This is a genomic window from Myxococcus sp. CA033, from assembly GCF_013336625.1.
GTDB lineage: Bacteria > Myxococcota > Myxococcia > Myxococcales > Myxococcaceae > Myxococcus > Myxococcus llanfairpwllgwyngyllgogerychwyrndrobwllllantysiliogogogochensis.
The window spans coordinates 674,560-699,617 of record NZ_JABUMU010000002.1 but is presented as its reverse complement, the minus strand read 5'-3'; the positions used below and the strand labels follow the sequence as shown (position 1 = coordinate 699,617).

Annotated in this window: 19 protein-coding genes; 10 read left to right on the top strand and 9 right to left on the bottom strand. The window is 69.2% G+C overall.

Annotated features, from left to right (window positions below; genetic code table 11):
- Positions 1-147 precede the first annotated feature (147 nt).
- Positions 148-1,539: a hypothetical protein gene (locus tag HUA78_RS08660; RefSeq protein ID WP_141648250.1), complete on the top strand. Its 1,392-nt coding sequence runs from the start codon at positions 148-150 to the stop codon at positions 1,537-1,539.
- Positions 1,540-1,542: 3 nt separating this feature from the next.
- Here HUA78_RS08660 and HUA78_RS08655 read toward each other — a convergent pair whose 3' ends face one another.
- Positions 1,543-3,786, bottom strand: a complete 2,244-nt coding sequence (locus tag HUA78_RS08655) for a PAS domain-containing protein (protein WP_174476054.1) — start codon at positions 3,784-3,786, stop codon at positions 1,543-1,545.
- A 247-nt stretch (positions 3,787-4,033) separates the two neighbouring features.
- Here HUA78_RS08655 and HUA78_RS08650 point away from each other — a divergent pair, with 247 nt between their 5' ends.
- The 4 genes from HUA78_RS08650 (at position 4,034) to HUA78_RS08630 (ending at position 10,331) form a co-directional block, all read left to right on the top strand.
- Positions 4,034-4,417, top strand: a complete 384-nt coding sequence (locus tag HUA78_RS08650; RefSeq protein ID WP_141648249.1) for a BlaI/MecI/CopY family transcriptional regulator — start codon at positions 4,034-4,036, stop codon at positions 4,415-4,417.
- Between the two features lie 4 nt (positions 4,418-4,421).
- On the top strand, positions 4,422-7,271 hold the full coding sequence (locus HUA78_RS08640) for a M56 family metallopeptidase (RefSeq protein WP_254623606.1): 2,850 nt from the start codon (positions 4,422-4,424) through the stop codon (positions 7,269-7,271).
- 80 nt (positions 7,272-7,351) lie between these two features.
- Entirely contained in the window at positions 7,352-9,070 is a 1,719-nt protein-coding gene (locus HUA78_RS08635; protein WP_174476053.1) for an aldehyde dehydrogenase, read from the top strand.
- Between the two features lie 88 nt (positions 9,071-9,158).
- The gene (locus tag HUA78_RS08630) at positions 9,159-10,331 is read left to right on the top strand and encodes a tetratricopeptide repeat protein (protein WP_174468046.1); all 1,173 of its coding nucleotides are present in this window, start codon (positions 9,159-9,161) and stop codon (positions 10,329-10,331) included.
- 126 nt (positions 10,332-10,457) lie between these two features.
- Here the strand turns inward: HUA78_RS08630 and HUA78_RS47225 are convergent, their stop codons facing one another.
- The 3 genes from HUA78_RS47225 to HUA78_RS08615 all read right to left on the bottom strand — a co-directional run bounded on the left by HUA78_RS47225 (position 10,458) and on the right by HUA78_RS08615 (position 14,420).
- Entirely contained in the window at positions 10,458-11,591 is a 1,134-nt protein-coding gene (locus tag HUA78_RS47225; RefSeq protein ID WP_174454086.1) for an NAD-binding protein, read from the bottom strand.
- Entirely contained in the window at positions 11,588-13,183 is a 1,596-nt protein-coding gene (locus HUA78_RS08620; RefSeq protein WP_246137899.1) for a sodium:proton antiporter, read from the bottom strand. Before HUA78_RS08620 ends, HUA78_RS47225 begins: the two co-directional genes overlap by 4 nt.
- Before the next feature lie 70 nt (positions 13,184-13,253).
- Positions 13,254-14,420: a sorbosone dehydrogenase family protein gene (locus HUA78_RS08615; protein WP_141649430.1), complete on the bottom strand. Its 1,167-nt coding sequence runs from the start codon at positions 14,418-14,420 to the stop codon at positions 13,254-13,256.
- A gap of 205 nt (positions 14,421-14,625) precedes the next feature.
- On the opposite strand from HUA78_RS08615, the gene HUA78_RS08610 reads away from it, so the two are divergent.
- On the top strand, positions 14,626-15,207 hold the full coding sequence (locus HUA78_RS08610) for a type 1 glutamine amidotransferase domain-containing protein (RefSeq protein WP_174476052.1): 582 nt from the start codon (positions 14,626-14,628) through the stop codon (positions 15,205-15,207).
- Positions 15,208-15,278: 71 nt separating this feature from the next.
- Here HUA78_RS08610 and yjjJ read toward each other — a convergent pair whose 3' ends face one another.
- Both yjjJ and HUA78_RS08600 read right to left on the bottom strand, forming a co-directional pair.
- Positions 15,279-16,580 (bottom strand): type II toxin-antitoxin system HipA family toxin YjjJ, encoded by a 1,302-nt coding sequence (gene yjjJ / locus HUA78_RS08605; protein WP_174476051.1) that lies wholly within the window; start codon positions 16,578-16,580, stop codon positions 15,279-15,281.
- A gap of 198 nt (positions 16,581-16,778) precedes the next feature.
- Positions 16,779-17,714: a DUF1684 domain-containing protein gene (locus HUA78_RS08600; protein ID WP_174476050.1), complete on the bottom strand. Its 936-nt coding sequence runs from the start codon at positions 17,712-17,714 to the stop codon at positions 16,779-16,781.
- A 113-nt stretch (positions 17,715-17,827) separates the two neighbouring features.
- Between HUA78_RS08600 and HUA78_RS08595 the strand changes: the two genes are divergently transcribed.
- The 3 genes from HUA78_RS08595 to HUA78_RS08585 are packed head-to-tail and all read left to right on the top strand — an operon-like array spanning position 17,828 to position 19,263.
- Positions 17,828-18,673, top strand: a complete 846-nt coding sequence (locus HUA78_RS08595) for a 2-oxo acid dehydrogenase subunit E2 (RefSeq protein WP_174476049.1) — start codon at positions 17,828-17,830, stop codon at positions 18,671-18,673.
- A gap of 34 nt (positions 18,674-18,707) precedes the next feature.
- Entirely contained in the window at positions 18,708-18,941 is a 234-nt protein-coding gene (locus HUA78_RS08590; RefSeq protein ID WP_141646813.1) for a hypothetical protein, read from the top strand.
- Between the two features lie 25 nt (positions 18,942-18,966).
- Positions 18,967-19,263 (top strand): cyclic-phosphate processing receiver domain-containing protein, encoded by a 297-nt coding sequence (locus HUA78_RS08585; RefSeq protein ID WP_174454091.1) that lies wholly within the window; start codon positions 18,967-18,969, stop codon positions 19,261-19,263.
- A gap of 4 nt (positions 19,264-19,267) precedes the next feature.
- On the opposite strand, the gene HUA78_RS46270 is transcribed toward HUA78_RS08585, so the two are convergent.
- The 3 genes from HUA78_RS46270 to HUA78_RS08570 form a co-directional block, all read right to left on the bottom strand.
- Positions 19,268-20,206: a hypothetical protein gene (locus HUA78_RS46270; RefSeq protein WP_254623605.1), complete on the bottom strand. Its 939-nt coding sequence runs from the start codon at positions 20,204-20,206 to the stop codon at positions 19,268-19,270.
- 202 nt (positions 20,207-20,408) lie between these two features.
- Positions 20,409-21,008 carry a transglycosylase domain-containing protein gene (locus HUA78_RS08575; RefSeq protein ID WP_174476048.1) on the bottom strand — a complete coding sequence of 200 codons (600 nt, stop codon included), beginning with the start codon at positions 21,006-21,008 and terminating at the stop codon, positions 20,409-20,411.
- A 214-nt stretch (positions 21,009-21,222) separates the two neighbouring features.
- The gene (locus HUA78_RS08570; protein WP_174476047.1) at positions 21,223-23,715 is read right to left on the bottom strand and encodes a TonB-dependent receptor; all 2,493 of its coding nucleotides are present in this window, start codon (positions 23,713-23,715) and stop codon (positions 21,223-21,225) included.
- Between the two features lie 182 nt (positions 23,716-23,897).
- Here HUA78_RS08570 and HUA78_RS08565 point away from each other — a divergent pair, with 182 nt between their 5' ends.
- Positions 23,898-24,788, top strand: coding sequence for a hypothetical protein (locus tag HUA78_RS08565; protein WP_174476046.1), 891 nt, complete (start codon positions 23,898-23,900; stop codon positions 24,786-24,788).
- The last annotated feature ends 270 nt before the right edge of the window (positions 24,789-25,058 follow it).

The window sequence follows — 25,058 nt, the reverse complement described above, 5'->3', positions numbered from 1 at the left end:
TCGGCGCGCGGGCCCGCTCGGGCAGCGGCGGAGCGTGACATGGGTGTCACCCCCGCGCGGCGGGTGTGCCGAGGCTCGGCAGTGTCACCCACACCGTGAGGGCTGGCTGCTTCGCTGGAGCACGGGGCCGGGTAGACTCAGGGGACGATGACTGGTGCCCCCCTTCTCGCTCTCTTCGCCCTCGTCTCCAACCAGAGCTCCACCATCTACGAGGAGGAGCCCGCGCCCTCCAGCCAGGACACGCCCGTGTCGGCGGCGCGCCTGGATGAGCCCGCGCCGCCCGGCAGTCGCGTGGGCGGCGAGGGCTTTGGCTTCAGCGGTCAGCTCGAGGCCGGTGGCCTGAGCCTTCCCTCCGGGACGCCGGACGGCGGGCAGGACCTGTTCATCCGGGTGTACCCGTCGTTGGGGCTGACGAAGGGGGACAGCTTCGTGCTGCGACTGGGCGCGAACCTGCGGCTGCGCATGGTGGACGAGGAGCCGAAGCAGGCGGACGGCGACTACGGCGGGCGCCTGCGCCGCGAGGACTGGGACGAGCTGAGCGATATCGGCCAGGTGGTGCGCATGCTGCGCATCGGCCAGGAGGGACAGTCGCCGTTCTACCTGCGCGTGGAGCCCTTCGCCGACGAGTCGCTGGGCCGTGGATACCTGATGGGCCGCTACAGCAACGTGCTGTCGCCGGACTATCACCCCGCGGGTGGCTCGCTGACGATGTTGAAGGGGCCGGTGCGCGCGGAGATTCTGGCCAGCGACGTGCTGGGCGCGCGCATCTTCGCGGGCGAGGTGATGTTGGACCTGGGCCGCGCCGCGAGTGACGACGCGAACAAGTTCGACCGCTACCTGCTGCGCCTGTCCGCCGCGCACGACGCGGCGAAGGCGGGCGGCGAGACGCCGAACATGACGTTGGCCTCGGTGGGCGGCGACGTGGCGCTCTACAAGGGTGAGCGCCTGCGCGCGTGGGCGCTGCTCGCCGGTGGCGCGCGCTTCGCGGAGGCGCACTCGCCGGCCGTCGGTGGCCTGCTGGGCGTGGCGATGGAGGGGCAGATGGAGAGCGGCACGCAGCTGAGCTTCACGCTGCAGGGCCGCAAGCAGGGCGGGCGCTTCCGCTTCGGCATGTTCGGTCCGGACTACGAGCTGGGGCGCTTCTCCGGCACGGGCCTGACGGAGCAGCCCATCGCCGACGAGGAACTCCCCGACGGCTTCGCCGGCTACCTGGAGGCGTCCATCGCCAAGGGCAGCGCGGATACGACGCTGCTGTTGGGCAGCCTGGCCGCGCAGTACCACGGCTTCGGTCGCACGGACCTGGATGTGTCCGCGGGCTTCGAGCTGCCTGGAGGCCGCACCCGGGCCCTGGCGCGCGCGGTGCTGACGGCGCTGGGAGACAGGCCGCGCTACTCGCTGGGCGTGGAGGTCCGCCAGCGGTTGGTGAACCACCTGTACGCCTGGGGCTCCGGCGGCACGGTGCACTTCCCGCAGGCGGATGGGCAGCTGGTGCGCGGCGTGACGGCGGGCATGGGCGTGGGCGTGGACTTCCAGCGCTGAGCCTCAGGTGTCCCCGGGCTCCAAGGGCAGGGTGACGCGGAAGGTGGAGCCCTTGCCCACCTCCGTGTCCACCTCCAGGTGGCCGCCGTGGCGCTCGACGATGTCGCGGCAGATGTAGAGCCCCAGCCCCAGCCCGCCAAAGCCGGAGATGGGCGCGTTGCGCGCGCGGAAGAAGCGCTGGAAGAGGTGCCCGCGCTGGTCCTCGGGGATGCCGATGCCCGAGTCCTTTACCGCCATCCGGGCCTCGGCTCCGTCGCGCTCCAGCGTCAGCCGCACCACGCCCCCGCTCGGGCTGTACTTGAAGGCGTTCTCCAACAGATTGGTCAGCACCTGCGCGAGCCGTCCCCGGTCTCCCTTCACCACGAGCGGCTCCGAGGGCGCTTCATATTCCAGCGTGTGCTGCGGGCCGAGCGGGCGGACCTCCGCGAGCACCTCGTTGGCGAGTGCCTGCAACTCCACGGGCCCCCGGCGCAACTCCAGCCTGCCGGCCTCGATGCGTGTGGCATCCAGCAGGTCATGGATGAGCACGGACAGCCGCGTTACCTGGGCGAGCGCCTTGTCCACGTGGTGCTGCTTGGGGGCATGGCCGGCGGAGGCCTGCTGCTTCATCATCTGGAGGTGCAGCTTGAGCGGCGTCAGCGGCGTCTTCAGCTCGTGGGCGGCGATGGACAGGAAGTCGTCCCGGACGCTGATGGCCTCCTGTGCTTCCTTCAGCAGCCGCTCCCGCTCCTGCTGGGCGCGGTGCTCCGCCGTCACCTCCATGACGACGGCGCCCAGGCCGACGATGCCGCCGCTGGGGGTCCGCACCGGGTAGTAGCTGACGCGCCAGTGCCGCAGTTCGTGGGGAGTCGCGGGCACGTGGCCGGACATCTCCATGTCGCTCAGGGGGACGCCCGTCTCCATGACCTGGAGCATCAGCGGCGCGAAAGCGGGGGCCATGTTGGGGTTCATCTCCCACACCGTCCTGCCCAGCTCCTCGTTGCGCGTGCGTCCATGCAGTGACGCGAGCGCTTCGTTGATGCGCAGGTAGCGCAGCTCCCGGTTGATGAAGGCGAGCCCCACGGGCGCGTGGTTGAGGAACGTGTCGAGCAGCGCGAAGGACTCCTCGGCCTGCTCCCGGGCATTCTGCTCCGCGACGAGCAGCCGCTCCCGCTCCACCTTCGCGCGGCGCTCCTCCGTCACGTCCCGGTAGCTCCACACGCGGCCGATGATGGCGTCGCCCATCCGCTGCGGCAGGGACGTGCCCTCGAAGATGCGTCCGTCGCGCAGCTCGATGGGGTCCACGTTGATGGCGTCCGAGGGGAGGTACTGGTCCTGGATGCGCGAGACGAAGCGCGCAGGGTCCTTCGTCAACGGCGCCGCCGCCGCGAGCGCCCGCTGCGCGACGCGTGACTCCATCACCTCGTCGCTGAGGCCCCACATGAGTTGGAAGCGTTTGTTGTAGGCGATGATTCGTCGCTCCGCGTCCACCACGATGACGCCGTCCGCGATGGAGTCGAACGTCGCGCGCAGCACCGAGTGGGCGTGCTCCAGGCGTTCGCGGGACTGGCGCTGCTCGGTGACGTCCACCATCAGCCCGCGCAGCAGCATCTGCTGGCCATTTTCCGAGACGGCCGTGACGTGGGCGCGCATCCAGACGATGTGCCCGTCGGCGGCCAGCATGCGGTACTCGAACTCCTGGGGCCGCCCCTGTCGCCAGGCGGTCAGACAGGAGGACACGACTCCGGCCCAGTCATCCAGGTGGACGTGTCGCGCCCAGAAATCCGGGTCGCGCATCCACTCCTCCGCGGGGATGGCCAGGAGCCGCTCGGCCTGTTTGCTGACGAAGGTGAAGCGAAACCCGGCATCGGCCTCCCAGACGATGCCGTCGATGCTGTCGATGAAGTCCTCGTAGCGCTTGCGGACGTGTGAGAGCTCCGCGGTCAGCGCGTCCCTCGCCACCTCTGGAGACTCCCGAGGCTGGAGTCGCGCGCAGGCTCCCAGCACCGAGCCGTCGTCCCCATGGACGGCCAGCACCAGGGCTCGCAGCCGCTGCCCTCGTCCGCTGCCTTCGCCCAGCCCCTGTCCACTCGACAGTGCCGACTCCACCGCGCGCGCGAGCCAGGGCAGCCGGGCGAGCACCTCCTCTGACCTCCGTCCCTCGACGTCGCCCTGCTCCCAGCCGGCCGCCAGGGCCAGCACTGTGTCCATCCAGACGATGCGTCCTTTCGCGTCCACGATGAGCGCGGCGTGGAGGCTTGTGCCCACCTGGAGGAGTCGCTCTGGCGCACGGGACGGACTCGCCGGAGCGGAGGCGTCCGGCCTTGCCTGCCCCTCCCGCATGTCGCCCTTCGACACTGGCGCCACCTCCGTGCGGCATGTCGCCCGCTCATTCCCAAACATGGGACTCGTCCCAGTGGCGGGAAAGGGTCGCTTCTTCCCTTGGTACCCGCTTGACTACGGCTGTAGTCACGCGTACTTCTCTTGTGACTACAGTTGTCGTCAGAGGACGGTCATGAAGAAGCCGGTGGGAGAGCAGGAGCTGTCGGTGCTGCGGTACGTGGCCGAGCACGGGCCCGCGACGGTGGGCGAGGTGGTGGAGCGCTTCGGTGAGCCGCAGGGGTTGGCGCGCTCCACCATCCTGACGGTGATGGAGCGGCTGCGGCTGAAGGGTTACCTCACGCGGCGCAAGGTGGAGGGCGTGTTCCAGTACGCCTCGCCGGTGCGGGAGGGGGAGCTGCTGCGGGACGTGGTGGGTGACTTCGTCCAGCGCACGCTGTCCGGCTCGCTGTCGCCGTTCGCCGCGTATCTCTCTGACGCGGATGACGTCTCCGACAAGGACCTCGCGCAGCTCCAGGATGTGGTGGCGCGGCTTCGCTCGAAGAAGCGGAAGGAATAGCTCCATGCGGACCGAATGGCTGATGGATGGGGCCACGTGGTTGGCGTCGTGGCCGGAAGGGTTGTGGCGAGCGTCGTGGCAGGGCGCGCTGTGTGCCGCGCTGGTGTGGGCGGTGACGCGACTGTGGACGCGGATGCCGGCCTCGCTGCGCGCGGGCATGTGGTGGTTGGTGGCGCTCAAGTTCGTGGTGTCGCTGGGTGGGCCGCGTCCGCTGGCGCTGCCGGTGTTGCCCGCGTCGCTCGCGTTCCTCTCCGGGCAGGCGGAGTCGTCGGAGTCCGATGGCGCGCCGCTCGTCGAGGGCGGAGCGGTGGGGGCGTCGCCCGTGTCACGAGGTTCGGAGGGATGGGCTCCGTCCATCGGCGCGGCGCACGGTCTGGTGGGCGAGCGTGACGCGCACGTGGGCAACCTCGGGATGGTGGGAGGCGCCGTCCACCTGGTGCCGGCGGGACAGAGCACGAAGGCGCCGGGGGCCGAGTCTCCGCGTCTCGCGGAAGGCGGGCAGGGCGCGAGGATGTCGGAGGCAGGATCTCCGAATCTCACGGAGGGCGGGCAGGTCGCGAGGATGCTCGGAGCCGAGTCGCCGCGTCTCGCGGAAGGCGGGCAGGGCGCGAGGAGGTCGGAGGCAGGAACTCCGAATCTCATGGAGGGCGGGCAGGTCTCGAAGGTGCTGGGGGCCGAGTCTCCGCGCCTGACGGAGGGCGGTCACGCCGCGAAGGTGCTGGGGGCCGAGTCTCCGCGTCTCACGGAGGGCGGGCAGGTCGTCGCGGGCGGACTGCTGAAGCCGTCGACGCCTGGGGCACGTGCCTCGGGAGCAGGCTGGAAGCAGTTCGTCGTGCTGGCGCTCCTGGCTGCGTGGGTGGTGGGCGTGCTGTGGCAGGTGCGAGCGCAGGTGCGGAGCTGGGCGTTGATGCGGCGGTTGCGCCGGAACGCCCGCCCCCTGGAGCACCCGGTATTGGAGTCCGAGGTCCTCGAGCTGTCCGAGAGCGCGGGACTGCGACGTGCTCCCAGGTTGCTCGTGTCGGACGAGGTGGCGAGCCCGCTGGCCACGGGGTTGTGGTCTCCGGTGGTGGTGCTGCCGACGAAGGCGGTGCGGCGGCTTCCGGTGGAAGGGCTGCGCATGGCGCTGGCACACGAGGTGGCGCACCTGAAGCGCGGTGACTTGTGGCTCGGCTGGGTGCCGGCACTCGCGGAGGCGCTGCTCTTCTTTCATCCGCTCGCGCGTCGGGCGGCCCGTGAATACGCGCTGGCCCGTGAGGAGGCGTGTGACGCGGAAGCGCTGCGGCTCACAGGCGCGGAGCCCGCGGATTACGGCGAGCTGTTGCTCGCCTTCGGAGTCACCCGTCCTCATGGGACCGCCGCCGCGCTCGGTGCGTCCGCCCACGTTCACGCGTTGCACAGGAGGTTGAGCATGCTGGAGCACGTCGACATCGGTTCCTCCCGTTCCCGTCGTTGGTTGAAAGTGACGCTCTCCGCGCTGGGGCTCGTGGCCCTGATTCCCTTCCAGGTCGTCGCCCGACAGGAAGCGAAGTCGGTGGCGGAGACAGAGTCGAAGCAGGGGAGCGCGCCTCCCGCGCTGACGGCCGTGGCGGAGACGCGTCCCGGTGGGCCGACGTCGACCGACAGCGCCCAGCCAGCAGCGGTGCCTTCCAGGAAGCAGGGCACGGTGCGCACCGGGACGATGGCCGCGCCGACGCCGATCGCCGTTGCGAGTCCTGTTGCGCCGATAGCGGCGTCTCCGGTGGGGCCGCGCCCTGTCGCGCCGGTGGCGGCCCTGTCTCCGACTGGACCGAGCCCTGTTGCACCGGTGGCGGTAGCGTCTCCTGCTGGGCTGAGCCCCGTTGCTCCGATGGCGGTGGCGTCTCCAGTGAGTCCGACCCTCGTCGCTCCGGTGGGGGTGGCGTCTCCGGTGGGGCTGCGCCCCATCGCGCCGATGGCGGTGGCATCTCCAGTGAGTCCGACCCTCGTCACTCCCGTGGGGGTGGCGTCTCCAGTGGGGCTGAGCCCCATCGCGCCGATGGCGGTGGCGTCTCCCTCCGGGCCGTCCCCTGTCGCGCCGAGGCCGATGCTGGCCCTTGCGGCGCCGCGCGCTGCCCCTCTGACGCCGCGTCTGGCGATGGCCGGTGTGCCCGCCGCCCCCGTGGCGCCTCCGACTCCGCCCTCGCCGCCTTCTCCTCCCGACTACGACGATGAGGACGACTCCAGCTACGTGCTGCTCTCCGGTGACAAGGCGACGATGCGCGGCAGCACGGTGGACCTGAAGCTCGCGAAGATGTTCAAGGACAAGAACGGCGGCGAGCTGCTCTACGTCCGCCGCAAGGGCGAGGCGTTCATCATCCGCGACACGGCCACCCTGGCGGCGATGAAGGCCGCGCTGGAGCCCATCCGGAAGTTCGGCCTGGTCCAAGGTGGAGTTGGTACGCGCATGGGCGCGCTGGGCGAGGAGCAGGGCAAGCTGGGAATGAAGCAGGGCGCGCTGGGAGTGCAGCAGGGACAGTTGGGCCTGCAGCACGCCGAACTGGCTCACAAGCGGGCGGGGCTGCATCTGCAATCCGCTCGTCTGGACTCGCTCTCCGAGGCCGAGCGCGAGCGTCGCGAGGCGGAGCTGGACAAGCAGGAGGCCGAACTCGACAAGGAGATCGACGCCCTCGACGCGAAGCAGGAGGAGTTGTCGAAGCAACAGGAGGAGCTGGGTCGCGAGCAGGAGAAGCTCGGCAAGCAACAGGAGGAGCTGGGCCGCGAGCAGGAGAAGCTCGCCAAGCAACATGAGAACCAGGTTCGCGACGCGGAAAAGAAGATCCAGTCCGTCATCGACGAGGCGCTGCGCAAGGGCCTGGGCAAGCCGTTGCCCACCTGATGACGGTCCGCGTGGGGACTTGTGACGCGCGGGCTGGCGCTCCTCTACCTTGAGGAGCCCGCCCGCTGCCGGAGGTCCCCATGAGCCTCGCCGCCACGCCCCGCAGTACTCCCACCGGTACGCTGGAGACCATCATCCAGCGGGTGAAGGCAGGCTCGCGAGCGTGGGTGAAGCTCGGGATTCCCGAACGCCTCTCGCTGCTGGAGGACCTCAGCCGTGGCTACATGGCCATCGCCGAGCCGAGCGTGCGCGCGGCGTGTGAGGCGAAGGGAATCGACCCGAACAGCCCCCTGGCTGGCGAGGAGTGGCTGGCCGGGCCCATGGTGGTGGTGCGCAATCTGCGCCTGCTGGCCGCCTCCCTACGAGACATCCAACGTCACGGTGTCCCGCGCATCCCGGCCTCTCGCCTGCGCACGCTGGAGGACGGAAGGCTCGCGGCGCGCATCTACCCGATGAACGCGCTCGAGGGGATGCTGCTGCCCCACGCCGAGGGGGAGGTCCACTTCCTCCCCGGCGTCACGGCGAGCAACCTCCGCGAGCACCAGGCTTCGTTCTACCGCAAGCCACACGACGGACGCCTGTGCGCGGTGCTCGGAGCGGGCAACGTCAACTCGATTCCGCCCGCCGACTGTCTCTACAAGCTCTTCGTCGAGGGCGCCGCGTGCGTCCTCAAGATGAACCCGGTGAACGCCTACCTGGGGCCCATGCTGGAGCAGGCCTTCGCCTCGCTGACGCGGCGGGATGTCTTCGCCGTGGTGTACGGCGGCGCGGAGGAGGGCGCGGTGCTGGTGGGGCACGCGGCGGTGGATGAAGTCCACATCACCGGCAGCGACAAGACGCATGACGCGCTGGTGTGGGGGCCGCCCGGTCCGGAGGCGGAGGCCCGTCGCGCGCGCAACGAGCCGTTGCTGCGCAAGCCCTTCACGAGCGAGCTGGGCAACATCTCGCCGGTGGTGGTGGTGCCGGGGCCGTACTCGGAAGGGGAGCTGCGCTTCCAGGCGGACAGCATCGCCGGCATGGTGGCCAACAACGCGTCCTTCAATTGCAACGCGGCGAAGCTGCTGGTGCAGCCCAAGGCCTGGAAGCCGCGCGAGCACGTGGTGGATGCGGTGGAGGTCAGCCTGGGCAAGGCCGCCGTGCGACGCGCGTACTACCCGGGCGCGGACCAGCGCTGGCGCCAGTTCACCGAGGGGCGTTCCCAACTGCGGCAGGTGGGCCACGCGGGCGTGGGCGAGCTGCCCTTCGCGTTGATTCCGGACGTGGACTCGCGGCAGGCCGAGGACCGCGTCTTCCGTCACGAGCCGTGGTGCACGGTGCTCTCGGAGACGGGTTTGCCCGGCGCGGATGACCCGGTGGCCTTCCTCGACAGCGCGGTGTCGTTCCTCAACGACAAGGTGTGGGGAACGCTGAACGCCACCCTCATCATCCACCCGCGCTCGCTGAAGGACCCGGCCGTGGCGGCCGCGCTGGAGAAGGCCATTCGCGAGCTGCGGTATGGCACGGTGGCGGTGAACACCTGGCCCGCGGCGGGTTATGCGCTCATCTCGCTGCCCTGGGGTGGGCATCCGTCCTCGACGCCCCAGGACATCCAGAGTGGCCAGGGCTGGGTTCACAACAGCCTCATGTTGGAGCAGGTGGAGAAGTCCGTCCTCCGCGGGCCGCTGACGAGCCTTCTCGCCCCGCCGTGGGTCCCCGGACACCGGAGCGTGCGTGACCTGGGGCGGAGGCTGGTCCAGTTCGAGCGGTCCCCGTCCTGGCTCAAGATGCCGGGCATCGCGGCGGCGGCGCTGCGTCGCTGAGTGTCGTGGAATCGCTCTGTGAGCGGAGGCTCGGGGGTGGCCCTTCCTCGGGCTGCCGGGGCTCGCCACCCCGTGATAAACCCGGGGCATGTCATCGACGCATGCTCGGGAAGGCGGACGGTTTCTCCAGGTGGGTCAGCCCCAGGACGCGGTGAAGAGCTTCCAGAAGGGGCTCGCCATCGACCCGAACGACGTGGACTGTCTGCTGGGACTCGTCCGGACGTACCTGAGCACGGGCGCGGCGGGCGACGCGGAGGCCGCGGCGTTGCGGCTCCTGAAGGCGAAGCCGGACCATGCGGAGGGGCAGGGGCACCTCGCCATGTTGAGGGCCCAGGCGGGCAACGCGGAGGCGCTGGAGGCCCTCAAGGTGCTGGCCGCGGCCCCCACGTCGGGCTACTTCGAGCGCTTCAACCTGGGCGGCCTGTTGCTGGACCGGGGCGACTTGAATGGCGCGCGGGCCGCGTATGAGTCCGCCCTCCAGGTGGCGCCCGACAGCGCGCACACGCATTTCGAGCTGGGGCGCATCCATCTGCAGCAGGGCACGCCGAGCGCGGCGGTGACGCACTTCCAGAAGGCGGCGGAGGGCGCGCCGCAGGAAGCGATGCCGCTGCTGATGTTGATGCGCGCGCATTCGGCACAGGGCGCGCTGGGGTTGGGCATCCAGGCGGGCACGCAGGCGTTGGACAAGGCGCAGGGAGGCCTGCGGCGCGCGGTGCTGGAGGACCTCTTCAAGCTGTACCTGTCAGGGGGCAGTCCCGAGGGCGCCAAGCGCACCGTGCTGGAGCTGCGCCAATTGGAGCCGACGCACATCAACTACGTGTACATGCACGGGCTGGCGGTGATGAGCGCGGGCAGCTTCGCGGAGGCGAAGGACCTCTTCGAGGAGGCGCTGCGGCTGGCGCCCAGGAGCTGGCAGACGTTGCAGGCGCTGGCGCAGATGCATGGCGCGTTGGGTGAGCGCGCGGAGTCGCGTCGGCGACTGGAGGAGGCGGTGGCGCTGGTGCCCACCGAGCTGGGGCCCGTCAATGACCTGGCGCTGCTCTTGATGCAGGACGACGAACACGCTCGCGCGAAGCCGCTCCTGGAGCGGGCACTGGCCGCGCATCCCGAGGATGCAACGACGCACCTCAACATGGCGGTGGCCACCTTCCTGACGGACCGCGCCGCGTGCATCCACCATGCGCAGCGTGCGCAGGCGCTGGGCGAAGGCGTCGTCCGGGAGCAGGCCGAGCGGTTGTTGAAGAAGCTGAACGAGGGCTGAGGGCCTCGCGCGGTGTTGTTGGGCACGGCACCGTGTGCCCAGCAAACCCTCGGGCCTCGTCGCATCGAAGGCGCGACGCCGGGGTGGAGACGCCCTGGCGCTTCGTGCGCTCCACCCTCGCGGGTGCTACCGGCCGAAGAGGCCCCAGCGCTTGGTGGGCGTCTTGCCGCCCTGCACGCGCGACAGCCGCTCTCCCAGGATGCGGCTCATCTCCAGCGCCACGCCCGGGTTGGCCATGACGACGCTGCGGAAGTCCTCGCGGCCCACCGCCGCCAGCTCGCAAGCCGTGGCTGTCACCGCCGTGGCCGTGCGCGGCTCTCCCGTCAGCAGGGCCAGCTCCCCGAAGAAGCCTCCTGGCTTCACCGTGGCCACGGCCTGTCCTCCCGTGTCCCTGAGCTGCACCTCGCCCGCGAGCACCACGTAGAAGCTCTCTCCCGCGTCGCCCTGTCGGAACAGCTCCGTGCCCGCCGGCCACTGGAGGTGCTCCGCGCCGCGCGCCACCGTCTCCAGTTCCTCCGGATTCAACGGCGCCAGGAAGTCCACCTTGCGCAGCGTCGCCGCCAGCGCCGCCGCGCCCGTCGTCCCCACTGGCTCCGCCGTGAGGAACGACACCGCCTCCGCGAGCTGCGCGCGTCGAGCCACGAGGATGATGGTGTGCCCCGCCTTCAGCACCGTGCTCCCATCCGGCAGCGCCGCGCGACCCTGCGGGTCCACCATGCCGATGAAGATGCACTCGCGCGGGAAGCCCTCCATGGCTCGCACCTGCGCCACCGTCTGTCCCGCCACGCGCGCGCGCAACGGCAGCGCCAGCTCGAACAGCACCGTGTCACCGTCGCCCAGCGGCAGCGAGCCCGCCACCTGCGGGAAGTCGATGGCCGTGGTCATCTTCGCCACCACCACCTCCGCCTCCGCCACCAGCTCCTTCACTCCCGCCAGCCGGTACGCCTCGCGATAGCTCGTGTCCAGCATGCGCACCATGATGCGCGCGGGAGACATGCTGCGCACCAGCATGGCGAACGCCAGGTTCTCCGAATCTCTCGCCAGCACCCCCGCCGCCACGTCCGCGGACGCCACTCCCGCCGCCTCAAGCACCTGCGGACTCGTCGCGTCCCCGCACACCGCCACCACGCCCACTTCCTCGAAGAGGCGCGTGCAGATGCTCGCGTCCCGCTCGATGACCGTCACGGTGTGCTGCTCGGCCACCAGCCGGGACGCCAGCACACTGCCCACCCGTCCCCCACCCGCGATGACGATTTTCACGACGCCTTCCTCCCGGGCTCCGTTGCCGGCTCGTCGCCGTGCGCTCCGTGCAACACCTTCTCCAGATTCAGTGTCCGCTCATCCAACTGCGCCAGCATGTGCTCCGCCGTCGTCTCGGGGATGAGGCCGCTCCTGCGCGCGACCTGCAGCGCCGTGCGCTCCGCGTCGATGAGCCGACGCCGCATGGCGATGAGGTCCCTCGCCCCCTGCGCGAGGTGATGGTCATTGAGCCGCCGCAGCTCGCGCTCCGCACGGGCGATGCTCACCTGGTACTCGCTGCGCAGGTGGTCATACGCGGCGCGGGGCACCAGTCCCTGCTCATGCAGCGACGCCAGTTCCTGATGCGCCGCGCGACTGGCGATGAGCTTGCCGCGCTGCTCGGACATGGCCAGCGCCACCTCGTCCTGCTGGAACAGGCCCAGCCACTTCAACGCGTGGGTGAGCACCAATCCCTGACCCACCAGCGACACCAGCGTCACGCCGAAGGCGATGGCCACCAGCTTCTCGCGGCCCGGCGTCGTCTCCGGAAGACCCAGCGCGAGTCCGATGGAGAGCGCGCCCTTGATGTTGCCCACGATGAAGACGTGCTGCCAGCGCGGCGGCACCGCCTCCGCCGGACGGATGAGCCGCAGGAGCAGGAAGGGCCCGTAGATGGCCACCGCGCGCCCGCCCAACACACAGCCCACCGCGATGGCCGTCTCCGGCAGGTAGCCGCTGAGCGTCTCCGGCTTGGTGGTGAGTCCCACCGCCAGGAACAGGAAGGTGTTCACCCCGAACGTGGCGTACTCCCAGAAGGAGTGGATGGCCACCCGACTCTGTGGGGACACGTCCTTGCGCAGCCCGACACCGACGGCCAGTCCCGCGACGACGGCGGAGATGGCACCCGACAGGTGAATCTGCTCGGCGACCACGAACGAGGCCAGGGCCACGGCCGTCGTCACCATGATTTCGGCCAGCGGGTCCTCGGTGCGGCGGATGACGAAGGCGCCCAGCATGCCCACCGCGAGCCCCACCACCGCGCCACCCGCCGAGGCGAGCAACACGCGCGCGGCCAGCATCGGCAGCGACGGCGCCGCTGCTCCCGCCACCACGCTGGCGATGGCCGCGTAGGCCACCAGCGCCGTGCCATCGTTGAAGAGGCTCTCGCCCTGGATGATGCCGGACAAGCGCGGCGGCACCGGGGCGCGACGGAACGCATAGAGGATGGAGACGGTGTCCGTCACGGCCAGCAGCGCGCCCAAAAGCAGCGCGGGCCAGATGGCCAGGTCCACCAGGTAGTGCAGCGCGGTGCCCGTGGCGCCAATGGCCAGCACCATGCCCACGGTGGACAGGATGAGGATGGGCAGGGCATTGGCGCGGATGCCATTGAGGTCCGCGGTGATGCCTCCCTCGAAGAGCAGCGCCGGCAGGCAGACGAGGAACACCACCTCCGGGTTGAGTGGCGGCACGCCGGGGAGCAGGTTGCCCACCGAGATGAGCAGGCCTCCCACCACGAGCGCCACGTTGTAGGGCATGTTCGCCCGCTTGGCGGCGATGGCCAGGACGATGGCAGCCACCATCAATCCAATGACGAGAGGCATCTCCAAGTGCACGGCGCGCAGTCTTCCAGAACGGAAGAGCGAGGTCACGACCCCATCTTGAGAGGCCGGCCGGCCGCGGGCTTCAACGCCTCAGGCGGAGGATGAGGTCCTTCTTCGCCCCGCAGTCCCCACGCCCATCGCAGTTGCTCGTGGTGACGTACAGGTGGCCGTCCGGACCCATGCTCACCTCGCGCAGCCGGCCGTACGTGTCGCGCAGGTAGACCTCGTGGAGGGTGACTCGGGCGGGGTTGTCAGCGGCGAACCGCACGCGGTGCAGGTGCCGCGAGCCCAGCGTGCCCACCAGCAGCGAGCCCGTCCATTCGGGGATGGCGGTGCCGGTGTAGAGGGCGGCGCCCCCGGGAGGCATCGCGTCCGCGAAGGTGAGCGAGGGCGTGATTTGCCCCGCGTGAAGCTCGCACGAGTAGATGCCGGGCCAGCCCAGGTTGCTCCCAGGACGGGCGAGGCTCACCTCGTCGTGCCCCCGGCGCATCGTCTCTCCGCTCGGGCCGTGGTCCGTGACGTACAGCGTGGTGGCATCCTTCCAGTCCCAGCCCTGGAGGTTGCGGATGCCGGTGAGGAACGCGGGGGAGCCGGGGAAGGGGTTGTCCTGGGGGATTTGTCCTTCGGGAGTCAGGCGCAGGAGCTTGCCCGCCGGGTCATTGACGTTCTGCGAGCGGTCCGGCTCGCGGGCGTCACCGGTGCCCGCGTAGAGCATGCCGTCGGGGCCGAAGCGCAGCCGTCCTCCGTCGTGGTACGTCGCGGAGGGGATGCCGCCGAAGACGACGCGGTCGAACGTCGCGGTGGTGTGGTCCTCGGAGAGCGTCCACCGCTCCACGCGGTTCTCGTCCTGCCCGCCCGCGTCGGTGGTGACGTACACGTAGAACTGGCGGTTCGTCGCGAAGTCCGGGTGCGCGGCGATGCCGAGCAGGCCGCCCTCCGCGGCGCGGGTGATGCGCACGGTGGCCACGGGCTGGGGCTGGAGCACGCCGGCCTTGAGCAGGCGCACGCGACCAGGTCGCTCGGTGACGAGCGCGTCTCCACCCGGCAGCCAGGCGATGCCCCAGGGGACCTCCAGGCCCTCGGCGACGACGTCCACGGTGATGGGCACGGCGCCATCCGGGCCCCAGTCGTCCGCGACGCGCACGCAGTCCTCGGGTGAGGCGGTGCCCTGGGACTGGCTCTTGCGACAGGCGGAGGCCGACACGGCGAGCACCACGAGGGCGGAGGCGAGCAGGCGAGAGGCGCGCATGGGGCGATTAATGTCCGCGGTCGGGTGGGGGCGCCAGCGTGACGGATGGCGGACGTGAGGGTGAGGACGCTCGGGGAGGCGTCCCTCGTCGGGAGGGTGGGCAGGCGGGCGGGCCGAGCGCGGAGGCGCGCCTGTGTCGCCACGGGGCGCGTGGGCACCTTGAGCGCACGGGACAACCCGTCCATTCGCAACAAGGAGACGTCCTATGGCGCGCATCGCGTTCATCCTGGCCGACGACTTCGAGGATTCCGAGTTCCGCATTCCGTATGACCGCGTGAAGCAAGCAGGGCACGAGGCGGTCGTCATCGGCGTGGAGGCCGACACGCCCGTGAAGGGCAAGAAGGGCAAGGAGGTCATCACCCCGGACAAGGCCGTGCGGAACGTGTCGTCCCGGGACTTCGATGCGCTGGTGATTCCGGGGGGCTACTCACCGGACCACCTGCGCATGGACATCGACATGGTGGGCTTCGTGCGGGACTTCTACCGCGCGGACAAGCCGTTGGCGGCTGTGTGCCATGCGCCGTGGATGCTGGTGGAGGCGGACATCGCGGATGGGATGACGCTCACGTCGTGGCCCTCCATCCGCACGGACCTCATCAACGCGGGCGCGCGCTGGGTGGACCGCGAGGTGGTGGAGGATGGCAACCTCATCACCTCGCGCAACCCGGGGGACCTGCCGGCCTTCAGTGAGGCGCTGCTGCGACAGGTGGCCCAGGGCATCGCCCCACGTCTGGAATCACCGCGCGGGCGCGAGGCCATTTCGGAGCAGCCGTCCAGCGTGCACTGAGTCAGTCACGGGCCACGAGCGGACAGGGTGTGTCGGCTCGTGGCCTGTTGTTGCGGGAGTGCGTTCCTCGGTCAGACGGGCTGCTGGTTCATGAAGGTCTGGAGGGTGGCCGCGCAGTGGCCGCAGTGCTCCCGGAAGGGCGCGCTGAGTGCGGGCTCTCGTGTGAGCTTCTCCCAGTAGGCCAGGGCGAGGCGTGCGGCGTCGGACCAGACGTCCACGGTGCTCGCGGTGGGCGGGCGTGGCGTGAAGGTCCGCTCGACGAGGTTCGTTCCCACGGGCGCGAACACCATGGGCAGCATGTCGTAGACCGGCGCGAGTCGGAACCGCTTCGGCCCTTCTGGGAAGAAGGACAGGTTGCCGAAGTGGCGGTCCGTGTTGCCGGTGAGCTGGCCGAAGGTGTCGAGCCAGCGCATTCGCCGTGCATCGTCTTCGGAGACGAGCTGCGCCTCGTGCATTCTCGATGCGGCCTGCGTCCAGGTGTCGCGCGGGCCGATGTACTCGTCGGTGATGGCTCCGAGTGACAGCAGGGCCTTCCTGCCGCGTGCGCCGAGCCGGTCGAAGCGTTCCACTTCGAGGAAGCGATGGTCCTCCACATCCAGCCAACGCGCGTTGGCCGCGGGGATGCCCGCGTCGCGAAGGGTCTCAAGTGCGAGCGCTTCGGCGATGAGCAGGTCCCTCCATCGAAAGGCCGCTGCTCCATCGTCGGGGCCCGCGAACTTCACGATGACGTGGCGACCCAGGGAGTACGTGGCGAACTTGGGATGCTCTCCGCCCACGGAGGAGCCCGACGGTCCCTGTTCGGAAGCCCGTGCGAGCGCGAGGTAGTCGTCGGGAGTCGCCGTGGGCAGAGGCGTGGCGAGATATCGGTCGAGCGATTCGTCACCGAGGATGAGGTCTCCGACGCAGTCCTCTCCACGCAGGGCCAGAGCGACGAGACAGTGGTCATCCGTCCAGTCCGCCACGCGTTGGGGGAGCAAGAGCTCGGGATGGCGGAGCGAGAATGTCCGGCCGATGTAGCCCTGTGGACTCATGTCCGTCGCGAACGGCGGGAGCCCCTCGAAGTGCTTGGGCGCGCGTTCCGTGTATTCGAGCCAGTGTCGACCACCCGTGAGCAAGCGGAGCACGCCGTACCGGTGGACAGCGCCTGCTTCATCGATGCGGTGGACGTTCAGCCGTGTGCCGAGCGGGGGCAGCTCGCGGGTCCGCGCATAGCGGGTCGCCGGTCCTTCGCCCATGCGACACACGCGGTCCCCCGCCGCGAGGAGGAGGCGCGTCACCGAGGGGCGAGAAACCTTGAGCTGCGTCGCGAGCTCGCTCGCTCGGGCTTCATCCCGACGGCCGAGGGCCGCTAGAAGCTGTTCCACCGTGGCCATGAAGTGGGGCCCGCCCTGTCTCCCTGATTCAACCCGTGAACAGATTTCTGATTCGATTCGTGAACCGAATCCCGAAGGATGTTCGAGATGAGAGCCACGAGCATCTTCTTGGATTCACTGGGAAAATGAAACCGGGCCGCCCCGCGTGAGAGCGGAGTCGGCCCGGTGGGCACAGCAAGATGAACAGCTCCCTGGACCTCAGTGGTCGCCGTAGCGCTTCTCGCCGGCCTCCACGCGGAGGGCCAGGCGATTGCCACGCGGAGGCAGCGGGCAGGTGGCGAAGCGCGTGAAGGCGCAGGGCGGGTTGTAGGAGCGGTTGAAGTCGAGCACCACCTGTCCGTCCTTCGGCATGTCCGAGTACAGGAAGCGGCCCGCGCCGTACGTCGCATCGCGGTTCGTCTCGTCCGCGAAGATGATGAAGAGCTGGTTGGAGCCCTCTTCCTCCACCGGCGTCAGGCGGTACTCCTTGCCGTCCATGGTGAAGACGAGCGTGCCCGGCGCCTTCATCTCCTCCGTGGTGCCCAGCACGTTGGGAACCTGGAGCGTGCGCGGCGTGGCCGAGGGCTCGAAGCGCGCGGTGACGCGCCACGTGGGGCTCGCCGGATAGGTCTCGATGCCGTGGAACTGCTTGCGCGCCTGCGCCTGCGAGTCCTTCACACGCACGCCCAGCTTGTCGCCTCGGAGGATGACCTGGAAGTTGAGGCTGCCGAGCTTCACCACATCCGGGGAGCCCTTCTCGTCCGTCTTCAGCTCGCCCCCGGTGAAGGGCGCGTTGTTGCGCGTGAACTGCACACCCGACGCGGGCTGGAAGCTGACGGTGTTGCCCTTGCGAGTGAAGGTGCCGAGCTTCGCGGGCGTACCGGCCGGGAAGTCCAGTTCGCTCTCGGGCGCGGAGCCGGCGGTCTGCTCGCCCTCCTTGAGCCAGAAGAGGCCGACGAGCGTCAACCAACCCTCCTCGGACTGGAGTCGCTGGATGCGCTGCTCATGCCAGGCGCGGGTGGCGGCGGTGAGGTCTTCGGGCGTCGTGGGAGTGGACACAGTCTTGGCGGGGGCAGCGGGTTTCGGCGGCGGGGCCTTCTGCGGGGCCGGCGCGGCCTGGAGGGCGAGGGACAGGGCCAGGGCAAGGGGCGTCATGTCGGGTGCCTCGGTGAGAGGGGGCTTCCAGCAGCGGCCCCCTGTCTAACAGGGTGGGGTGCGCGGCGCAGGGTTGCAGGCGACCGGGCTCCGTGCGAAGCCGGACACCCGCCGTGGAACTCGACCTGAAGCCGGCACCGCCGCCGGGTGCCTTCCGCAAGCTCGCCCTGGGGGCGTGGCGTTCGCCCAAGGACCCGAGCGCCTATGCGTCCCTCGAAGTGCGCATGGAGAAGGCCGTTGCGTTCCTGGAGGCGTGGCGGGCTCGCACCGGACAGCGACTCACGGTGACGCACCTGGTGGCCAAGGCGTCCGCGGACGCGCTGCGCCTGTACCCCGAGGCCAACGTGCTCCTGCGCTGGGGCGCGCCCTCGCTGCGTGTGGACGTGGGTGTGTGCGTGCTCGTCGTGCAGCCCGAGGAGTCGGGACGGGCGGACCTGACGACGGCCACGGTGCCTCGGGCGGATACCCTGTCGTTGGAGGAGTTCGCGCGGGCGATGGAGGCCGTCGTGTCCCAGGTGCGCTCGCGCAAGGACGCGGTCATCGAGCGGGGCAAGCGTCGCTCGTATCGCATCCCCGGGATGTTCATGGGGCTGGCGCTGCGGCTCCTGTCCTTCGTCTGGTTCACGCTGAACGTGGACCTGCGCTGGGTGGGGATGCCCAGGGACCCGTTCGGTTCGGTGGTGGTGACGAGCCTGGGCTCGCTGGGGCTGGAGCGCGGCTTCGTGGCGACGGTGCCGTACACGCGGGTGCCGCTCATCCTCGCGCCGGGTGCGGTGCGGTCCGTGCCGGTGGTGGATGCGGGCGAGCTGGTTCCCGGGCGGATGATGACGCTGACGTGTACGTGGGACGCGCGGGCGCTCGACGTGGAGGTGGTGGCGAAGGTGCTGCGGCACGTGGGCGCGGCGCTGGAGTCGCCCGAGGAGACGTGGGGGGCTGCGAGCGGCGAGCGGGTGGGGTAGAACGGGACACGTCGCCACTGCTGGAGGTCCCGTCATGCCCGTGGATACCAATCGTCGCGTTGCCTCCGCCCGTCCCGTGGGGCGCGCGCTCGGAGGGCAGGACCGCTACGAGAAGGAAGCGCTCGAGGGTCCGGCGGAAGGTCCACTGGCGATGACTCGACGCCAGCGACTGGCGGGCGGGCCCAATCGCGCGGAAGGGGAGAGCCCCTTCGCCGCGAAGATGCGGCAGCTCGCGGAGAGCAAGTCGTCCAAGGACGAGGAGCGCTGAGGTCTTCGGTGGAGCAGGCCCTTCGATGAAGGTCTATCTGGACGACGAGAGGCCCACGCCGGAGGGCTGGGTGGCGGTGCGGTGGCCGGAGGAGGCCATCGCGTTGCTGGAAGGTGGGCAGGTGGTCGAGCTCAGCCTCGACCATGACCTTGGAGACGATGAGCACGGCACGGGCTACGACGTGCTGCTCTGGCTCGAGGAAGCGGTGGCCATGCGGGGCTTTGTTCCTCCGCGTGTCCGGGTGCATTCAGCGAACAGCTCCGCGCGCCACAAGATGGAGCTGGCGATGGAGCGCATCGAGCGTTTCGTTCGCGAGCGGTGACGGCTCAGCGTGAGCGCGGACTCGGATTTGGACTCGGGCTCGGCGCGACCTGGATGCGGGTCGCGTTGGTGCTGCCGTCGGCGATGAGGCTGAAGGCCGCCTGGACGGCGGTGCCTTGGGGCAGGCTCTCGAGTGAGATGCGTTGTCCGTTGCGGACCACCTGGGTGTTCTGGCCGACGCGGAGGTTGTAGAGGTCTCCGGTCTCCGCGTCTCGGACCACGACGCGTCCCTTCGAGGTCGAGGCCACCTGTCCGCGCATGACGACGCTGGCGACCACGGTCTTCTCGGGGTTCGCCCCCGTGTCCCGCGCGGGCTCCGGGGACGCGCTCTGTTTGGGGGGCGTGCTCTGGTCCGAGGTCGCCTGTCCCGAGGCCGCCTGTCCCGAGCCGCCGGTGCCTTCGTCCTGTTTGTCCGAGTGCGGGCCGCGCAGGGCGTTGACCTGTCGCTGGAGGCGCAGGACATCGGAGCGAAGCATCGCGACTTCACGAGTCAGTTGCTTCGGGCTCAGGTCCTTCCCCGAGGATGCGGCCTCCGCGCTGCCGCCATGCGCGTCACCCGCCGCGTCGGAAGGTTCGGTGCCTTCCTGCGTGGAGGGTGCCCTGCCGCTGGGGACGTCATTTCCAGCGCCTTGGTTCGAGGCCGGGGTGTTGTTCGTGTTTCCGGAGCCACCCGTGCCCGAGTAATCCGTGTTCGGCGTACCGAGGTTGTCCTCGGCTCCGGTGGCGCCCTGTGGGACGGGAGAGTAGCTGCCGGACTCATATGTGCCCGGTGGCTGCGTGCCGGTATCTCCCGAGACACCTCGGCCTTGCTGGTTCTGTGGAGGTGAGGTCATTCCAGGAGCGGACGACCCACCGCTCGACCCACCGCCCGCTGTCTGCGCGAGGGCAACGGGAGTCATCAAGAAGCTGAACGTCAGGGCCGCGGAGAAGAGCGCTCGTCGCATGGTGGGGTCCTTTCCTCGTGCTCAAGGTTGAGGCTTGGGGCCCTGGCGACAAGCGAGCCTCGCGGAAGCTCGCACGCTCGCATTCATCTGGAGTGATGTCCGTCCGCGCGGCGTCCCTGCGAGCAGGAAGGGAGGGGAGCGTGGAGGGTTCGGCCGGGCGTCGACGGAGAAGTGGTGTCTGTTGTGGGCGGGTGCGTCCTCGTCAATGAGGCGGGGAGGAATCCCAGGTGTCACCCTCACGAGGCTCTCCGCAAGGAGGCCACTGCACGGGGCGTGGTGCGAGGAGGGGCCGCGCCTTGAGGACTTCCTCCAGTTCATCCACGGTGATGGCCGCGTTCGCGTGAGAGGCTCGCAGGAACCAATCGCGACTCTCGAGGCTGAGCTCCGGATTGCACCAGGGGTCCTGTCTCATGGGGGCGTCGTAGACCGCCTTGAGCAGCGCGATGCTCGCGAGGTCGAGCTCCGCCCACTCCTTGCCGAAGATACTCCTGGCAACGTCGAAGACACCCTGTTGCTGCTCGTGGAGTGCGCGGTGCCGGAGTTCGTGCAGCACCAGGTCCTCCGCGCTCCAGTGGCGAGTGAGCCAGACCGCCAGCGCGACGCGCTCCCCAGGCCGAATGCGGTCGGCGCCGCGCTGCTCCAGGTCGGAACTCCAGCGATACGCGGCATCGAGTGCGAGCCCGAATCCCTCGGGTTCGATTTCTGCGAAGCAGGCGGTTGTAAAAGGGATCAATTGCAATACACCGAGGGCCACTGTCCAGGGCCAGATGGGTTGGACGTGAGTCACCTGGGGCCGTTCCATGCTCATCCACCATCGGAGCCGGAGTTGCTCCGCGGGTCGGAAAAGAGGCACGGGCTTGGAGGGAAGGACAGGGACCCTCGCGAGCGTGTGGCTGTAGAAGCCCTCCAGTGCGGCCAAGGGCACCACAACTGCGAGTCCCAGCAGACACACCAGCCACCGCAAGCCGCGCTTCCATCGCATGGGCTTCGGCGCAGTGCAGCCTTCAGGCCAGGACTCAGAACGTGTACCGCGCCCCGAAGCGAACCTGTCTCGGTGGTTGCTGCTCCATGGCCACGGTGGGGTCTTCGCTGCTCGGGGTCATCCGCGTCTCCGTCTGGATGTTGAAGAGGTTGAAGGCATCGAGGTCGAAGGACAGTGCCTTGCCGCGGTCGAATTGATAGTCCACTCCGAACCGCGCATCGACGACATGCAACCAAGGCGTGGATCCCCGCTGTCCTGTCTTGAGTGCTCCCGACGCGGCGACATAGGCAAGCCCCAAGTGCGCCAACATCGCCGGAGTCAACCGCTGTCGTCTTCCCCCGAAGGCTTTGAGGACATGGGTGCGCCGTGCCACGGCGGACGTTCCTCGCAGCATGTGGTTCAGCGGGTCCTCACGACTGCCGCTGAAGCGCGACCACGTGTAGCTGGCCTGCCCCATCCAGTCGTAAGCGGCCGTTCGTGCCAGCTCCAACGTTACCGCGTCATGAGTCTGCTCCTGCTTGGGCAGGCCGGAGCCCAACCCCTTCCCGGGATTGACGAGCCGCCATGCATCGCCTCCCGGGTTGCTCACGAGTCCCAGTCCCGTATCCAGCTCCCTGCGGACATAGGTCACGCTCATGACTGTTTCGCCCAGCACCGCCACGTCGGTGCCGAGTGTGACCTCGCTGGTCGAGGCAGGTGAAAGGTGGGGATCCACCTCCACCCCGCGAACCTGCTCACCCGATGCATCAGGAAGCAGCAGTCCGAGCAACACGCGCCCGCGATACTTGCCGTAGTGAGCGAAGAGGCGCATCTCGCCACGCTCGAATGGGTCCACGACCACGCCCAATTGAGGCGAGAGCATGTGGCTTTCAGCATGTGTCTCCCCGTGTGAGGGCACGAGCCGCTGCATGTCGTAACGAAGCCCGACGTTGAGGGTCAGAAGGTAGGAGTACATCCAGGAGTCCTGGACGAAGCCCCCCACCACGTCGCGATGTGTCCGGGTCGCGATGCTCGAAGGCGCTGACTGGAGGCCACGGGGAGACCGGCGTTGCGCGCTGGGGACTCTCTGCACCGCGTCGTGGACCAGCCACTCCGCGTCGAGCCCCACCTTCAGGGTGTGCTGCAGCTTGGGGATTCCCAGGGCTCCATAGTTCCGATAGTGGGCCCGTCCCTGGACCTGGAATTGATTCGTCTCGTGCTCTTCGTCTCCGCACCGGGTGTAGAGCGCCAACAGCGCGGAGCCGCAGGCGAGTCCTTCTGTCTCCGTCCCCGTGTCCCCCGAGAGAGCAGGGCGCTGGGAGAAGTGTTGTCGAAGCCAGCGCGCATCGATATCGAGCAACACCGCCTTGTCCAACAGTCCCCCGCGGTGCCCGAGTCCGAGCAGCAGGGTGTCTCGCTCCAGCGTGCGTGGTGCGAAAGCAGCCGTCCCCTCATGCAATCGCTGGGTGGCGGGCATCGTGATGAACGTCAGCGTCGTGTTGTGGTCCGCGTTGAACAGGTAGGTCAGGCGACCCAAGGCCTGGACCTCTCGTTGGTCGGATTGAATGGTGAGGGAGTCCTCTTCGGGGACGGCTGACCGCGAGCGTGTGCTCTCTACTCGCTGAACCGAGGGAATCAGCCCCAGGGAGAACCAGAGCTGGTCCTTCAGGATGGAGCCGGAGAGGACCGCGCCCAGCTCTCCCATGTTCTCAATCACTTCATGGGGACTGTCCTGGAGCGGCCGACGCCCCTGGAGCAAGCCGGTGGCCCAATGGGCGAAGACGGACCCGTTGAACTCATTGCCACCGGATTTGTTCTCCCCCGCATCGATGATGACTCCCGTGGCTCGTCCGTATTGGGGAATGCGCCCACGGAACAGCAGCTCACCCCAGTCGTACTGAAGAAGCTCCAGGCTTAGGGGTACGGCATTGCGTCCGAACACACCGTCCTGGGTGGAGAGGCCGTCCAGCACATATCCGTTCTCCGAGGGGCTCGTTCCGAGGAGTGTGAGCCCCTGGTCCGTGTCGACTGCTTCCGAGCGCAAGGACTGAAGCCTGTCGACCGAGCGCATCGCGCTGCCCGGGATGGGTCGTGCGATGGGAAGAAAGTCGGTGTCGAGATGGTCGAGGGACTCGGAGACACCCGTGCTCTCGGTGTCCACGGGGGGGAACTCGCCGCGAGTCGGCTCAAACAACTCTCGAAAGGACTCGGGAAGGAGGCTGGCACTGATGCGCAAGGCACGCGCTTCTCGCACGGGGACCGAGTCCCTCCTCAACGGTAGAAATCCTTCCCTCTCGAAGCGCAGTTCGTACACGCCCGGTGGAAGGAGCTCGAACCGGTAGGTGCCGTCCATTTCCGTGACGACAGTGAACTCGCCCTGGGGCTCGGACGCGGAAGCAGTCACGACGACATCCCCGACGGGCTGTCGGCTCTGGGCGTCAATCACCGTGCCCAAGATGCTGCTCGTGGGCTCCGCCCTGGCCGTGGGTGCCTGGCTCATCCCCACGAGGACTCCGACGACGACGTGAAACACGGTCAGGTTCCGCATCTCCCAGAACCTTCCATGGGGCTCGAGCGTCGTTCGTCATGGTTTCCGCACGAAGCAGGCAGGCACCCGTGATGATTCCGTGCTGTGCTGGAGCCAGCCTCGGGGTGGGTGGCTCGGAAGCGGGTCGGGCGCTATTCGTGTGAGGTCGAGGGCCGGGGCAGCACTGTCACGAGGTCTCAACCTTGAGTGGACGCGAGAGCGCGGTGACCACGGGAAGGAAGGGCGCACGCGCGTCCGCGAGGAATACGCGCGCTCGCAGCCTCCGGCCCTGGCCGCTCACCCTCGCCACCGCCGTCTCGCTGGGCCTCCTCCTCTACGTCGCCACCACCAGCCTGCCCTACCTCGTCTCCTCCCCGACGACGGACCCGAACTTCGGCGCCCTCAACCACTGTCTCTCCAAGGCCCACCCCGAAGCCCGGCTGGGCTGGGCCGTCTCCCCGGACGCCACGCGCGCCGCTGTCTACGGCCCCCACGCCGTCGCCGTCTGCGGCCCCGGTGACGCCGCCACGCGCAGGGAACTCACCGGCACCCTCGCCCTCGCCTTCGACGGAGACAACCGGCTGTGGCTCTCCGCCGCGGGCCGCTTGCTGCGCGAGGACGGCGCCACCCTGCGCCCCATGGGCGACTTCGAGCCCATGGCCCTGGCCGGTCACTCCCACGGCATGCTGGCCCTGGATGCCTCCGGACAGCTCGTCTCCGTGGCGCCTGGGGGCACGGTGCTCGCGCAAATGCTCGTTCCCGGAACCACGGGCCGACTCTCCGTGGGCTCGGGCGGCGTGCTGGCCGCCGTGCTCTCCGAAGGACTGCTGCGCGTCTTCGACACCCGCACCCTCACCCCCGTTGAACTGGACCTCCCCTGCGCGGTGGAGACCGTGTGGTGGCTGGATGAACCGGACCGGCTGTTGATCGGCTGCACACCGTCCGGGGCACCGTCGTTCTCGGTCGATGTGCGCACCGGAATGCGTGAGAAAGCACCGGAATACCGGAGTCTGGCCCCTGCTCGCCGGCTCTCCGGTCGGCCGCTCTATGTCCAGGGCTGCGACGGTTTTCCCTGCACGGCACCGCCGCCCTGACATGTTGCACAAAGGCTCCGGGTCCCGTGGTTTCCACACGGGCCGTCCGGAAGTTCGGAGTGGAAGTCCAGTAGGCGACAAATCGTCCTGTCAGGGCGGGCTTTGAATCGACAAGCCCGCGAACTCACAGGAGATTCGCGGCCCGGCCGTCCGTCGTGAAACACAGCTCACGGCGTTCATCCCGATCAGAAGGGTTCTCCTCGTGGACGACACCAAGGTTCCCAGCTCCAGCAATGGCAAGAAGCGCGCCTCGACGCGCAAGCAGCCTCG

Coding starts and splice junctions, on each gene's coding strand:
- HUA78_RS08585 (WP_174454091.1), top strand. CDS start 18,967: ATGAAGGTCTATCTGGACGACGAGAGGCCCACGCCGGAGGGCTGGGTG.
- HUA78_RS08600 (WP_174476050.1), bottom strand. CDS start 17,714: ATGACGCCCCTTGCCCTGGCCCTGTCCCTCGCCCTCCAGGCCGCGCCG.
- HUA78_RS08640 (WP_254623606.1), top strand. CDS start 4,422: ATGCGGACCGAATGGCTGATGGATGGGGCCACGTGGTTGGCGTCGTGG.
- HUA78_RS08660 (WP_141648250.1), top strand. CDS start 148: ATGACTGGTGCCCCCCTTCTCGCTCTCTTCGCCCTCGTCTCCAACCAG.
- HUA78_RS08635 (WP_174476053.1), top strand. CDS start 7,352: ATGAGCCTCGCCGCCACGCCCCGCAGTACTCCCACCGGTACGCTGGAG.
- yjjJ (WP_174476051.1), bottom strand. CDS start 16,580: ATGGCCACGGTGGAACAGCTTCTAGCGGCCCTCGGCCGTCGGGATGAA.
- HUA78_RS08610 (WP_174476052.1), top strand. CDS start 14,626: ATGGCGCGCATCGCGTTCATCCTGGCCGACGACTTCGAGGATTCCGAG.
- HUA78_RS46270 (WP_254623605.1), bottom strand. CDS start 20,206: ATGCGACGAGCGCTCTTCTCCGCGGCCCTGACGTTCAGCTTCTTGATG.
- HUA78_RS08630 (WP_174468046.1), top strand. CDS start 9,159: ATGTCATCGACGCATGCTCGGGAAGGCGGACGGTTTCTCCAGGTGGGT.
- HUA78_RS08570 (WP_174476047.1), bottom strand. CDS start 23,715: ATGCGGAACCTGACCGTGTTTCACGTCGTCGTCGGAGTCCTCGTGGGG.
- HUA78_RS08615 (WP_141649430.1), bottom strand. CDS start 14,420: ATGCGCGCCTCTCGCCTGCTCGCCTCCGCCCTCGTGGTGCTCGCCGTG.
- HUA78_RS08590 (WP_141646813.1), top strand. CDS start 18,708: ATGCCCGTGGATACCAATCGTCGCGTTGCCTCCGCCCGTCCCGTGGGG.
- HUA78_RS08575 (WP_174476048.1), bottom strand. CDS start 21,008: ATGGAACGGCCCCAGGTGACTCACGTCCAACCCATCTGGCCCTGGACA.
- HUA78_RS08650 (WP_141648249.1), top strand. CDS start 4,034: ATGAAGAAGCCGGTGGGAGAGCAGGAGCTGTCGGTGCTGCGGTACGTG.